The 12,843-nt window shown below is 50.3% G+C and carries 10 protein-coding genes and 1 pseudogene; 7 read left to right on the top strand and 4 right to left on the bottom strand.

Features of this window, described 5'->3' with window-relative positions; translation table 11 throughout:
* Positions 1 to 155: 155 nt before the first annotated feature.
* Together H6F76_RS29710 and H6F76_RS11815 are read right to left on the bottom strand one after the other, a co-directional pair.
* Positions 156 to 752, bottom strand: a complete 597-nt coding sequence (locus H6F76_RS29710; protein ID WP_199322060.1) for a hypothetical protein — start codon at positions 750 to 752, stop codon at positions 156 to 158.
* A gap of 581 nt (positions 753 to 1,333) precedes the next feature.
* Positions 1,334 to 1,579, bottom strand: a complete 246-nt coding sequence (locus H6F76_RS11815; RefSeq protein ID WP_190508390.1) for a hypothetical protein — start codon at positions 1,577 to 1,579, stop codon at positions 1,334 to 1,336.
* Positions 1,580 to 1,670: 91 nt separating this feature from the next.
* On the opposite strand from H6F76_RS11815, the gene H6F76_RS11810 reads away from it, so the two are divergent.
* A complete protein-coding gene (locus tag H6F76_RS11810; RefSeq protein WP_190508388.1) occupies positions 1,671 to 2,483 on the top strand; it encodes an FHA domain-containing protein in 813 nt (270 codons plus the stop codon).
* A gap of 18 nt (positions 2,484 to 2,501) precedes the next feature.
* Here H6F76_RS11810 and recA read toward each other — a convergent pair whose 3' ends face one another.
* Positions 2,502 to 3,578, bottom strand: coding sequence for a recombinase RecA (gene recA / locus H6F76_RS11805; protein ID WP_190508386.1), 1,077 nt, complete (start codon positions 3,576 to 3,578; stop codon positions 2,502 to 2,504).
* Positions 3,579 to 4,062: 484 nt separating this feature from the next.
* Between recA and xseA the strand changes: the two genes are divergently transcribed.
* Positions 4,063 to 5,310, top strand: coding sequence for an exodeoxyribonuclease VII large subunit (gene xseA, locus H6F76_RS11800; protein ID WP_190508384.1), 1,248 nt, complete (start codon positions 4,063 to 4,065; stop codon positions 5,308 to 5,310).
* A 196-nt stretch (positions 5,311 to 5,506) separates the two neighbouring features.
* Here xseA and H6F76_RS11795 read toward each other — a convergent pair whose 3' ends face one another.
* The gene (locus H6F76_RS11795; protein ID WP_190508382.1) at positions 5,507 to 5,788 is read right to left on the bottom strand and encodes a hypothetical protein; all 282 of its coding nucleotides are present in this window, start codon (positions 5,786 to 5,788) and stop codon (positions 5,507 to 5,509) included.
* A gap of 473 nt (positions 5,789 to 6,261) precedes the next feature.
* On the opposite strand from H6F76_RS11795, the gene H6F76_RS11790 reads away from it, so the two are divergent.
* From H6F76_RS11790 to H6F76_RS11770, 5 genes and pseudogenes are all read left to right on the top strand, one after another.
* Positions 6,262 to 7,188, top strand: coding sequence for an alpha/beta fold hydrolase (locus tag H6F76_RS11790; protein ID WP_190508380.1), 927 nt, complete (start codon positions 6,262 to 6,264; stop codon positions 7,186 to 7,188).
* Between the two features lie 247 nt (positions 7,189 to 7,435).
* Complete coding sequence (locus tag H6F76_RS11785) at positions 7,436 to 9,103, top strand: DUF697 domain-containing protein (protein ID WP_199322059.1); 1,668 nt, start codon at positions 7,436 to 7,438, stop codon at positions 9,101 to 9,103.
* Between the two features lies 1 nt (position 9,104).
* The gene (locus H6F76_RS11780) at positions 9,105 to 10,577 is read left to right on the top strand and encodes a GTP-binding protein (protein WP_347276020.1); all 1,473 of its coding nucleotides are present in this window, start codon (positions 9,105 to 9,107) and stop codon (positions 10,575 to 10,577) included.
* Between the two features lie 346 nt (positions 10,578 to 10,923).
* A pseudogene (locus H6F76_RS31470) lies at positions 10,924 to 11,468 on the top strand (adenylate kinase).
* 307 nt (positions 11,469 to 11,775) lie between these two features.
* The gene (locus tag H6F76_RS11770; RefSeq protein WP_199322058.1) at positions 11,776 to 12,834 is read left to right on the top strand and encodes a hypothetical protein; all 1,059 of its coding nucleotides are present in this window, start codon (positions 11,776 to 11,778) and stop codon (positions 12,832 to 12,834) included.
* Positions 12,835 to 12,843: the final 9 nt, after the last annotated feature.

Below are 12,843 nucleotides of genomic sequence, written 5' to 3'. Positions count from 1 at the left end.
TTTCTTGCGAAACGTCAAAAAGAGATTAAAAGTTGACTAGAGATCACGAAACAGTTGAGCAAATTTTTAACGCTCGAGCACTCCTAGTGCTTTCAGCAAGCCGACGCAATGAACGACTGACTGCCTAACACTTCTCTCTGCTTGGCGTAGACTGCCTAACTGTCTTCAACCCTTGACGAGAAACTGCTACCTAAAAAAGCGAAGGTATCATCGTCCCAACAGGGTTCTGGCAAGAGCGACAGTAGCTTGTGTTTCACATCAGCTTCGATCGCATACATATCATCTCGCTGAAACAGTGCAGCCAGCGCTAAAATGTCTCGCTCTCTAAGGGGTGACAGCGGTGCCGCATAGCTACCTAACGACTCACTATCCTTCAGGTTATCAGGCGAGGTGGGTAAGGCAACCCTGCTCCACTTATTCGGTTGTGGTCGCCTTACTGTCTGCCGTTTTGCGACCTGCCGCAAGGCGTAGAGTCCATCTAGATCAGTTTCTGGCAGGCTCGTATTTTTTAGTGAGGCACTTTGATGGTGGGGTGACTGCACTAAGGACGAAGGCTGCACAACTGATCGGCTGACTGGCATCTCATAGCGATCGCCTGCCAAGAGCTTTGAGGCTATCGTTGCCGTTGCAGCTATGGGTGATGCTGGATCACGCTCCAAGTTGCTTTGATAGCCTGCGGTTAAGCCAGGCGGCTCTTGAGAAAGTTCAATAGGCACAAAGGCTCTATCGTCCTCTGGTGAAGTAAACAACATGGTAAGCACCAAAAAAACTCTGCCGTTGCGACCACTAAAAGGCGCTCGCGTCCCCTAGCCCAAAGACCGAACGTACGACAAGAGCAATTACAGAAAGCAACGTAATTTTCAGTAGATGCGCTGATTTCACGTAACAAACCAAGCATTTAAGCCTTTACACCCAGTGAAAGCTAACGTACTCATCCAGCAAACTTCGCCAATGCACCAGACCTCTAAGTATGACAGTTTCGTACCGAAGCAAAGGCCAACCTTACTACTCTGTAATCATGACTTTAACAACCACTACTACAGTCAATCTAAGATCGTTCAAGTGCTGATAGAAACCATCATCACTTTATTAAATATAGCGGTTATCAATTGTATGCACTACATCCCACAGCACTGTAGCATCAAAGCTAAGATCCGCTGCCTGAGCCATAAAAGAGGACTTTTCAAACGCAATTAATAGCTTAAATCTTACTAAGTTTTTGCACTTTTCATGCTTAAGAGGTAGGAGCACTTTTCATACTTAAGAGGTAGGAGCAACATAGTACGCACGTAGAGCAGTAGAAAAGTATGGCAGTAATCCAGTGATCATGCGGTTATGTCTTCAAGATGGGCACTCTAAGGTAGAAACGGGGGTTAGTTTCTGGCAGCGCTAGCCAGAGTTTGCCTTTATCGACAGAACGCTGACAAAAACTCTTGCATAGAGTATCTACAACCAAAGTGTCTGCCAACAATGCTTGCCCTTCAACGGTCATCAAACCGCTTTGGACACTAGGATGAAAGAAGATATGGAGGCAAGCAATGCTCTCAGTCGAGACAGACGCTTTACTAATAATGCTCATCCATCTGTCTAGTGCTGCACGTTCAAGCGCCCGTCTTAAATTGTGAGAGAAAAGTGCTTCGGTCTCACACTGCCTACATTTGGGGTTAGCTATGCTCGATTCACAATCATTGGCTGAATACTCTTCACAAGTGCTGAATGCCTCTGGCAATGCCGAGCTGGAGCAGCGCTTGGGGCTATACCGCGTCTTTTTGAAGCTTTATGAGCATCATCGCAGCCTGTTGGATGAAATCCTGGATTTAGAAAATACTGGCACAAAGTCACGTAAGCACACCGCCTTGCAGTATGTGCAGGGCTTTGTACAGGACCAACAGGTTCGCATTGTTACAAATTTACTTAATGGCAAGACGCAATCGGTGCTGCAACCTCAAAGCATTTGGGTGATCGGGCGCGATCGCAAAATGGCACTATCAATCCAAGATAAGCGCCTGTCTCGTCGTCACGCTGCAATTCAACATATTGCAGATCAAGGCTTTTACCTGATTGACTTCAAAAGTACAAACGGTACCTTTGTTAATGGTGAACCTGTGCAGCACTGCGTCTTGCTCAAAGATGGCGATCAAATTCGTCTGGGCAGTCTTGCATTTACGTTCTTTATCTGCCACAAACCCAAAATAGCGGAGGCACTGCCAGATAACCTGATCAATCAGGTGAATGACGCTCGGCACACGTACCACAGCAGCACGAATGATTCAACGGTTACAGAGTCTGGGTTGCCTTATCCCTCCGCTGACTGGGAAAAACCACTGACCGCTGATGCAAAAGAGACATCTATTTTCCTACGATCGCCAGGTTCCGGTAAGGCTCTGCCGCCAGAGCCACTACCTTACCCTATTAGCATGACCGAGCAGGCGGACATTTTAGACAGATTTATGCACCGCCCTACACCAGATAACCGCAACTAAGCACTTCACTGACTGCCTTTATTCATCGTCGTCGAGCAGTTCATCGTCTTCGTCGTCCACCTCAGCCGGGGCGACCGAGTTTGCCGAGACAACGGCACCAATTTCTAGCTTATGGCGCACTTCTTCCTCAACTTTTTGGGCAACCTCAGGCTTTTCTTCCATATATTTGATAGCGTTATCGCGACCCTGGCTGATATTCTCGCCGCCATAGCTGTACCAGGCTCCTTTACGAACCAGCACGCCTGTTTCTTCGGCAAGGTCAACGAGACAGCCGATCGTAGAGATGCCTTTACCAAAAATCACATCAAATTCAGCAATGCGGAATGGCGGCGCAACTTTGTTTTTAGCAACCTTCACCTTGACCCGAATGCCAAATTCGTCTGTCCCTTTTTTAAGGGTTTGAATCCGGCGGGTATCCAAACGGACGGAGGCATAGAACTTGAGTGCTTGACCACCAGTCGTGGTTTCGGGGCTACCATATGTAACACCAATTTTTTGCCGCAATTGGTTGATGAAGATGACTGTGCAGCCCGATTTACCCATGTTGCCCGCAATTTTTCGCAGGGCTTGGCTCATTAAACGTGCTTGCAAACCAACGTGAGAATCACCCATTTCACCTTCAATTTCAGCGCGGGGCACTAACGCTGCAACGGAGTCAATGACAATGATTTCGATCGCAGACGATCGCACCAACTGATCAACAATTTCGAGCGCTGCCTCACCTGTATCAGGCTGAGAGATGAGTAGATTGTCGATATCAACCCCAAGTGCTTTAGCATATACCGGGTCAAGAGCGTGTTCAGCATCCACAAAGGCAGCGATCCCGCCTGATTTCTGAACTTCTGCAAGGGCATGAAGCGCTAGCGTCGTTTTGCTTGAACTTTCGGGACCATAAATTTCAATTACCCGACCTTTAGGAAGACCGCCACCGAGGGCAAGATCCAGCGTTAGCGCTCCGGTAGAAATCGTTTCGACTCGCATTCGGGTCGCATCACCCAAACGCATAATGCTGCCTTTGCCAAAGTTACGCTCAATCTGAGTTAGGACGAGGTTTAAGGCTTTGTTCTTGTCGGAGTTATCAGTTTTAGTAGCCATGAGCGCCTCAGTGCGGATTTAGTAAAGCGGAGAGAGGGAGAGAGATCAAAGCCTTTAGACAACGAACCCTATGGCAGTTAGCAATTGCAATTCTACATACCCAACTGTAGAGGGAAAGGCTTTTGTCCTTCAGGATGACCGATGCCAGCAAGCATTGCTATGACAGCTTGGTTAGGCTAGCTGTCAGTCGAGCCATTAGTTGAAAAAACATGACTGATGCAGAGTCTATAGTTTAGGACGCGATCGGGGATTAGAGGCATTCTATGCTAACTGGTCAGCCGTGAACTGCTTACAGACGGCGATTAGTAGAGGGCAAGTGTACTATCGCAAGGCATCAAGTTTGGCTAGTCTAAAAGAGATGAATGGTAAGTAGGATCGTTTCACAACTCCTTAACGATCTTGCTGCCGTTGCTCAAGCTGCCATGCCAAGAAAACGCTGGTAGAACTGTATTAATGCCATTAGCAAGCCTCCAAATTACATACAATGACCTCCTATCTCCCTAACTTATTGATACCAGATACAGCGCTGTCGGTAGAAGGAATCACTGCTTATATCCAGGCATTGCTGGAGCAAGACAACCACCTCCAACAAGTTTGGGTGACAGGGGAAGTCTCTAGCGCCACCCGCTATCGCAGTGGGTTGTTCTTTACCCTGCAAGATCCTGATGCCAAAGCCGCCATCAGTTGTGTGGTTTGGAACAGTCAACTAGAGCGACTAACGACACTGCCTGCGCAAGGAGAGCAACTCATTGTGCTAGGGCGAATCCATGTGCATCCTCAACGGGGGCAGTATCAACTCATTGTCTGGCAGGCTTTACCAGCAGGCGAAGGTCTGCGAGCATTGCGCTACCGCCAATTACGATCGCGGCTGGAGGCAGAGGGTCTCTTTGATCCAGCACGCAAACGCTCGTTGCCAGTACATCCCCAAACGATCGCGGTTGTTACATCACCGCAGGCAGCAGCATGGGGCGATATTCAGCGGACGTTGCGGCGACGGTATCCGGGTTTGCACGTGTTGTTTGCTCCAGCGTTAGTGCAAGGTGATCAGGCTCCAGTCTCGATCGGCAATGCCATTCGACACGTTGGACGAGACGGTAGAGCGGATGTACTAATTCTATCACGTGGCGGCGGTGCGATCGAAGATATGGCGTGCTTCAATGATGAGCGTGTAGTCAGGGCGATCGCTGAGTGCCCTATACCTGTCATTGCTGGAATTGGGCATCAGCGCGATGAGACGTTAGCAGATCTAGCAGCCGATGTTTGCGCCCACACACCCACTGCTGCCGCAGAGCAAGCTGTGCCCCAGCTAGCTGACCTTCGGGCGGCACATCAAGAGCGCGTAGTAGCGCTTAGAGACACTATTACTGATCGCCTGCAAGCGGCACAACGGCAACAGCAACGGCTCGGCGATCGCCTGTCCAAACTGCGACTCGATCGCAAGCTTCAGCAAGAGCAACAACGACTTGATTGGATGCGTAAACGCTTGATGCAAGGTAGTGCGCTGCAAATTCAACAGGCAAACCAGCACTGTCAATCGCTCCGACAAAAACTAGCCACGCTCGACCCAGCAGCCGTCCTCAAACGTGGTTATGCAGTAGTACGAGCAAATGGCGCGATCGTCCGTACGGCTCAGGCAGTGGCACCCGGACAAACACTCGACCTTCAGCTAGGTCAGGGTCAAGTTACGGTTCAGGTGACAGCAGTCCTACCACAATCGCCAGAAAACGAGTAATACTAATTCCCTTTTGACACGCTACAAAGCAAAATCCCTCTGCCTGCGACTTCTATTAAGGGCAATAGAGGAGGATCAAGCGCGGGAAGCTGTAGGCAGCATTTTTTGAGTTGGTATTACACGCTCAAAAGAAACCTTAAGCAAATCTGCCAGGAGCAGCAAGAAGAGGTTTGTGCTTTCCAGGAGTGCCTGCACTTTAAGAGCGTTCCTCTGCTATATCAGCTTCCAAGGCTTCAGGGTTAGGCACATTTGCTGTAGGAAGGTCAGTAGCCTCTGAGCTAGAGGTACCAGGAACATGCTCCTCTGCTGTGCTAGGGGCAGGACCGCCAGAAGCGTTTGGACCTTCTCCTGCTGCTGCGTTCTCCCCTTCTTTGAGTGAAATTGACGGATCATGATTAACAGCAGTTGTTCTAGCTCCGGCATTTTGAGCAATATTATCTGGAATACCTTGATCGTCAGACGTTGTATCGGTTGCCATTTATTTAACCTTCTAATGCGAGTAAAGACACTACAGACGAAGCATTGCTTATCTATAGAAAAAGCAACGCTGTTGGGCAGCGATCGCAGGCGATGCGCTTTCTAAACAAACGTTTTTAGTTAAGACGTGTGCGTATTTAGAAAAGAAAGTTAACTAAAGCCCAGTAGCTGACCAAGCTGAGTAAAACAGCAAGCCAGATATATAGCGTCTTCATAGCCAACAATGATCAAATGAGGAGTGCATGAGTTCTACTCTCAGGGTAGAAATGGAAACCAATCGCTTCATCTCCTAAAAGATAGGGGTGAGCAATTCAAACAACTGAGGCACATTGTTTAGCCATGCTCTCAGTCCTTCAGGTCTAAACAGAAATAATTAAGTCGCTCTCAAAACCTTAGGTTACTCCTAAGATTGTCAATTTTTGTAAAGCAAAGTTTGTCAGAATAAGGGTAAGCAACATCGTCCCTCTTCATCCTATGACCGTCTCCTCATCGCTTCCGCCGACAAATTCTCCAACTGCGACTCAAACCTGGATGTGGCAAGGCTTTCCCATCACCTATCAGGCTCAAGGTACACAGGGAGCCGCCGTTGTGCTGGTACATGGCTTTGGGGCATCGCTCGGTCACTGGCGCAAGAATATACCTGTGCTAGCAGAAAGCTGCCGAGTGTACGCGATCGACCTCATTGGCTTTGGTGGTTCTGCAAAACCGACTCCAGGTGTACTCAAACTAGGCAAACAGGTGGAGTACACCTTTGAAACGTGGGGACAGCAGCTTACAGACTTTTGTAAGGAAGTTGTTGGAGAGCCTGCTTTTTTGGTCGGCAATTCAGTTGGCTGTATCGCCGTGATGCAAGCAGTGGTAGATCATCCAGAAATTGGGCGATCGATTGCCTTATTAAATTGTTCACTGCGCCTGCTGCACGATCGTCGTCGGGCAACGCAACCCTGGTTTAAGCGTATGGGCACACCGATCCTTCAGCGTGTGCTTAAGAATGAATGGCTGGGTCAGACGTTTTTTAACCAGCTTGCTAAGCCTGCAACAGTACGAAAAATTTTGCTGAAGGCGTATCGCAATGCCGATATGGTGACGGATGAACTGGTGGATCTGCTGATGTCTCCTGCAAGTGATGTGGGTGCAGCGGCAGTATTTATCGCGTTTACAGGCTACTCCCAAGGACCGCTGCCAGAAGATTTGCTGGAGAAACTGCCCTGCCCTGCGATTATCTTATGGGGCGACGCTGACCCCTGGGAGCCAATCGCGCTGGGTAAAGCGTTTGCCGACTATCCTCAAGTGGAGCAGTTCATACCGCTAGAAGGGGTGGGTCATTGTCCTCAAGATGAAGCGCCAGCATTGGTGAACCCAATTTTGCAAGACTGGATTGCGAGGCGATCGGTGCTTTAAACTTACGTTTGCTTAAGGAGCCGTTGCTGACAGGCACTCTTTATTTTGCAGCCCTGATTTCACAGCGATCGCTCTGACCCGATCAATGCCCGATAGAATGAGAGAGGGACCGTCAATTTAACGTGTGAGATGCGTGCCAGGTCGTGAATCTGGTGTCATCTGTAGGTTTATGTGCAAACGGTAGCCCGCTCTGGATGACCGCACCTCTACATCTTTGGCTATGACTGCGAACCTGCAACGCCTATTCATGCAACGTCCCCTTCTTGTTGGCGGTAGCCTGCTAGCACTGAGCGCTGGGGGTTTGGACATTCTCCATCACCTTGCAGGCGAATGGGGTCTTTATGCGGTGTTTGCGCTGTTGGGCGCAGCTGGTGTGCAGTGGTCGAACAAACGGTCAGAGCAGAAGCGAACAACCCCTCAAGCACCGCTGATGGTTGATTCTGCGACCATGAAGCGAACGCTGGCAGAGGTCAAGCAGGTGATTACTCACCTTAAAGCAGAGATTGATGATCCAGCCGAGAAAGTTAGTTGCGCGGCAGCACAGCCTCGTGTGTCGCGACTACAGTCCCAGGTCGCTCAACTGACCAACGACCTGAATCGGGAGGAGCTTCGCATTGCCGTGATGGGCGCAAAGGGCACAGGCAAGACCACTCTCTGCCAGTTGTTGCAGTCAGCCTGGGGTAACGAGGTGTCGCAAACACTGCATTTTACTGAGGTGCCTGGTTTTGATGCGACTACAACGATCGGCTTAACTGCTGACCTTTTGGCACTGCAAGCGGCGATCGGGGCAGATTTAGTGTTGTTTGTGATCACAGGCGACCTTACCGAGTCGGAACTGCAAGTTGTAAAACGCTTGGCTGCTAACAAGCGCACGGTGCTGGTCTTTAACAAGCTGGATCAATACCTGCCCACCGATCGCCAAATAGTCCTGGAGCAACTCCGCCTGCACATGGGGGCAGTACTCTCTGCTGGGGATGTGGTCACGATCGCTGCTGCACCCAACCCCATCAAAGTGAGGCAGCATCAGCCCGATGGGGCAGTGAAGGAGTGGCTAGAAGCACAACCGCCCGCTTTAACTGATCTGACACAGCGGCTAGAGCAAATTTTGGCACAAGAAAGCCAGCAACTGGTGCTAGCAAGCTCTCTCAATCATGCGGTCACTCTTAAAACCCAGGCAAAAACAGTGTTGAGTGATGTCCGTCGTACCCGTGCATTGCCTGTGGTGGAACAGTTTCAGTGGGTGGCAGCAGGCGCGGCGTTTGCTAGCCCAATCCCAACGCTGGATGTGCTGGCGACGGCTGCAATCAATGCTCAGATGATTCTTGACTTAGGCACGCTGTATCGACAAAAGTTTTCGCTCCAGCAAGCGCAGAAAATGGCAACAACGCTGGGTAGCCTGATCCTGAAGCTAGGTCTGGTAGAGCTTTCGACTCAGGCGATCGCTAGCCTGCTAAAAGTCAATGCCCTTACCTACGTTGCTGGTGGCTGCATCCAGGGCGTCAGCGCTGCCTACTTGACCCGTATTGTTGGCTTGAGCCTGATTGAATATTTCGATGCTCAGGAGCCAAATCTCACGCTTACGGAGGCTAGCCCGTTGGCGATCGAGCGTTTTAGTCAAATTGTGCAATCGGTCTTCCAAAAAAATCAGCAGTTGGCGTTTCTGCAAAACTTTGTCTGGCAGGCAATGGAGCGAGTTGTTTCGCCAGCAGCATCCCAGCAGGCTCCGCTTACGGCATTGCCGCCGCTCTCTACACCGACAGCACCAGCAGAACCCTTACGTCTGCCCCTAAAAACGGTGGTTGCCTTAAGTGAAGCGCTGGGTGAACGTCAAGAAGTTAGTATGCTGGATGAGAATAGATCTAGCGTTCGTCTTTCGGTTTCCAGCCTTGACCCAACCTCTATTGCCTCAAACTGAATTGCCTCCAACTGACCAGACGCCGCGATCGGGGTCAGCCATTGACCTGCAAGAATCGTACCTGAACCGCGCCCGGAGCAGTTTACGGCAGGCATTGACTCGCTACAACGCGTTCTTTCGAGCTGACAAAAATCGATCGCCCAGCGGCACCGATCGCGAAATGCTTCGCAGCGACCTGGAGCAACTGACCGTGACGCTAAATAAGCTGGAAAGCCAGGTGGTTCGCGTTGCTGTCTTTGGTTTGGTCAGTCGCGGCAAATCGGCAGTGCTGAATGCGCTGCTGGGTCAAAAGCTGCTGCCGACTGGACCGCTCAACGGCGTAACTCAGGCACCGCAATCGATCTATTGGTCGCCAGGAGGCACTGTGGAGAGCGCTGCAACGACCGTTGGCACGATGGCGCTAGCCTCTGATACAAAGAGCCTCACGGTTGAACTGATCGACACGCCAGGGCTGGATGAAATCGACGGGCAGGCACGGGCAAAAATGGCGCAGGACATTGCGCGGCAGGCGGACTTGATTCTATTTGTCGTCGCTGGTGATATTACACGCACTGAATATCAAGCGCTCTGTGATTTGCGTCAGGCACAAAAGCCGCTGCTGCTAGTGTTTAACAAAGTCGATCTCTATCCTGACCAAACGCGACAGGCGATCTACCAAAACCTACAGCAGCTTGCCGCCAAGCACGTTGGTGGCATGAAACTTCAGAGCTTGCTATCGGCAAATGAAATCGTTTTGGTAGCGGCTGATCCGGCTCCGCTACAAATTCGGGTTGAATCGCCAGATGGTCGCATCACTTATGAGTGGGAAGCTCCACCTGTAGAAATCGATCGCCTGAAGCACAAAATTCTGGCAATTCTGCGGCAGGAAGGACGGACGCTGCTAGCGCTAAATGCGTTGTTTCAAGCACGGGACGCAGAGGCAGCACTGGCAAGCAAAATTCTTGATGTTCGCAATGCCGACGCTGAGGCGCTGATCTGGAAGTTTGCCCGTTACAAGGCGATCGCAGTGGGCATCAACCCGATCGCAGTCGTCGATCTCCTGGGTGGAGCCGTATCCGATCTCGCCATGATTCGCGCTCTGTCGGAACTCTACGGTTTACCCGTCACCCGCCACGAAGCCCGCAAGCTTTGGCAAACCATCTTCTTAAGCTCTGGTAGCCTTCTTGTGTCTGAATTGGGCAGCGGTCTCTTGCTAGGGCTGGGTAAAAGTGCTGCCGCTGCTGCCGCCGGGATCGAAACCTCCACCAGTTTTTCGGCGTATGCAGGGACAGCGATCGTCCAGGGTGGCATTGCAGGCTACGGAGCCTACGCAGTTGGTCGCGCGGTGCAGGTCTATCTAGAACAGGGCTGTAGCTGGGGACCGCAAGGCTCAAATACCGTCATTCAGGACATTATCAATCAGCTAGAACCTAACACCATCATCTACCGCCTGCGACAGGAATTGAGCCAGCAGCTTGGCTTGCCAGGTTTGTAACCTCTGAAGCACAACACCAAGCAAACGTCCCGCCTTTAACTTTCCCTTCTTAATTTCTTAAGGAAGTAGTATTGTTCCGTAGCTCTGCAAGATAATTCTGAAAAATTAGACTTTTATCCAGCAGATGTGACGCTTAATACATAGTTAGCTAGCTGAGGTATTAATGTGGGCACAGCCATTCGTGTACCTGCTATTCCCACCAATTATCCAAAAGTATTCACAAAGGTAATACAACCCTTGGAATCTGTTTTAGACGCTGAAAGAGTTTATTGGTCTACCGTTAGTTAAACCGTAAAAATTCACTACCGGAGAGTAGTTTAAAGCAACATTCATGAAGGAGCCGCCTATGAATAAAGTTGCTGTATTTGGTAATGCTGGAGGCGGGAAGTCTACGCTCAGCAAACGCTTAGCAGAAATAACAGGTTTGCCTATGGTCGCTTTAGACCTTTTGAAGTATAAACCTGGCGATGGAGAAGTTCCCTACGAAGAATATAAAGCTGCTCATGATCAACTCCTCCAGCAAGAGCAATGGATCATTGATGGATATGGATCATTGATGGATATGGATCATTGGATACGGTATGGGAACGACTAGAGGTTGCGGACACCTTAATATATGTAGATATGCCAGTTCTCCAGCACTATTGGTGGGTAACAAAGCGATTCTTGAAAGGCTTTCTAGTTCCACCGGAAAATTGGCCTAAGAATAGTCCGCTCTTGAAGGGTACGCTGAACAGTTACTATACGGTTTGGCTATGCAATAAGAAGCTCACGCCAAAGTATCGAGAGTATGTGGACAAAGCGAAGGAAAGCAAGCGGGTCCATCATCTTCAGTCTCTTAAGCATGTGAAAGAATTCTACCGAACTGTCGAACTAGAACGCGCAAAATAAAGGTTATTTGCGGTACTCAAAAATGCTCAAAGAGCGATATACCGTCCCAAAGCTACTCATAAGGTTATCCGTCAGATAGTTATGGAGAGCAACGTTTTGTCACATTCGGTTTGTTGTAAGGGCGCCGTTGTCCATCCAGCACCTCTAGGGCACACAAGCAACTGTTGGCACGATCGTACACCTCTAAACCCCAATGAATCTTGATCTAGAGTATCTGTGAGGGAAAAGGCAAAAACACATTCCTCCTTCTCTTCCCAGCCTCTCTCAAGGCGTGCCATAATGATGCGACTGTCGTCCGAGCACGCTAATGGTACAAGCACCCCCAAGTTTAGACGCTATCCATAGCGTTTCTAGAGCCTTTGAACCGAATGTCGATATGCACTTTCGGCTGCCTGACCCAGAAGATGAGCTAATCCCCGAACTGGATTTTCAGGAGCAAGTGGAGCAGGCATGGCAGGTCTGCGATCGCTTCGACCTACAAACCAACATCTGGCGCGGGCGCATCTTGCGGGCAGTGCGCGATCGCGAAAAGCGACATGGCGATGGACGTGGCACAGGGTTTCTTAACTGGCTGAAAGACCGAGAAATCAGCAAAAGCCAAGCGTACTCAATGATTGAGTTGGCAAACAGCGCCGATACGCTGCTGGATGGCGGCTATCTAGAGCCAGAGGATGTCAACCAGTTTAGCAAACGCGCCTTTGTCGAAACGGCGCAGTCAGCTCCCGAAGTGCAGCAAATGGTCAGCGATGCAGCGCATCGGGGCGATCGCATCACTCGTCGCGAAGTCCGTCAGCTTTCGGATGACTGGACTGCTATGACCTCAGATTTGTTGCCCACAGAAGTCAAGCAGAAAGCGGCTGATCACACGATTCCGGCAAAATACCTGGCTCCGCTAGTGAAGGAAATGCAGAAGCTGCCAGAAAGCCACCAAATCTCCATTCGCGACGCGGTTGCCGAAACGCCCGATGTAGATACGCTGAAGCAAGCCACCTCCGAAGCCCGTTACCTGTGGCGCTATCTCGAAGCGGCGACGAACGTGCAGGCGCTCAATAACCCATCCCTAGATCTAGAATTGGCGCTCGAAGAAGCACTCCGTTTGGGTTGCCTTAGTTCCGCTGCCGATCTAGTCAACCATGCAGCCCAGCTTGAGCAGACAGTGACAAAACTCTACCTCACCTGGAAACGCCTCAATGCCTTGTCAGAACGGCTCTATCTCGATAGCGGTGCCAGTACGCCTCATTTGCGATCGCTCTTGAGTTGCCTTTCTCCGTTATCCGGTGACATCATCGAAACTGCCCTCACAGGAGGCGGCGATCGTACGATTCGCTTGCAGATGTTGACGGATACAGAAGCCGCTATGGCTTGAGCTACTGTT

Source organism: Leptolyngbya sp. FACHB-321, from assembly GCF_014695975.1.
Lineage (GTDB): Bacteria > Cyanobacteriota > Cyanobacteriia > Leptolyngbyales > Leptolyngbyaceae > Stenomitos.
Note: the sequence above shows the minus strand (reverse complement) of the source record. Positions and strands in the feature narration are given on the sequence as shown.

Coding starts and splice junctions, on each gene's coding strand:
- H6F76_RS29710 (WP_199322060.1), bottom strand. CDS start 752: ATGTTGTTTACTTCACCAGAGGACGATAGAGCCTTTGTGCCTATTGAA.
- recA (WP_190508386.1), bottom strand. CDS start 3,578: ATGGCTACTAAAACTGATAACTCCGACAAGAACAAAGCCTTAAACCTC.
- xseA (WP_190508384.1), top strand. CDS start 4,063: ATGACCTCCTATCTCCCTAACTTATTGATACCAGATACAGCGCTGTCG.
- H6F76_RS11810 (WP_190508388.1), top strand. CDS start 1,671: ATGCTCGATTCACAATCATTGGCTGAATACTCTTCACAAGTGCTGAAT.
- H6F76_RS11815 (WP_190508390.1), bottom strand. CDS start 1,579: ATGAGCATTATTAGTAAAGCGTCTGTCTCGACTGAGAGCATTGCTTGC.
- H6F76_RS11785 (WP_199322059.1), top strand. CDS start 7,436: ATGCAACGTCCCCTTCTTGTTGGCGGTAGCCTGCTAGCACTGAGCGCT.
- H6F76_RS11795 (WP_190508382.1), bottom strand. CDS start 5,788: ATGGCAACCGATACAACGTCTGACGATCAAGGTATTCCAGATAATATT.
- H6F76_RS11770 (WP_199322058.1), top strand. CDS start 11,776: ATGGTACAAGCACCCCCAAGTTTAGACGCTATCCATAGCGTTTCTAGA.
- H6F76_RS11790 (WP_190508380.1), top strand. CDS start 6,262: ATGACCGTCTCCTCATCGCTTCCGCCGACAAATTCTCCAACTGCGACT.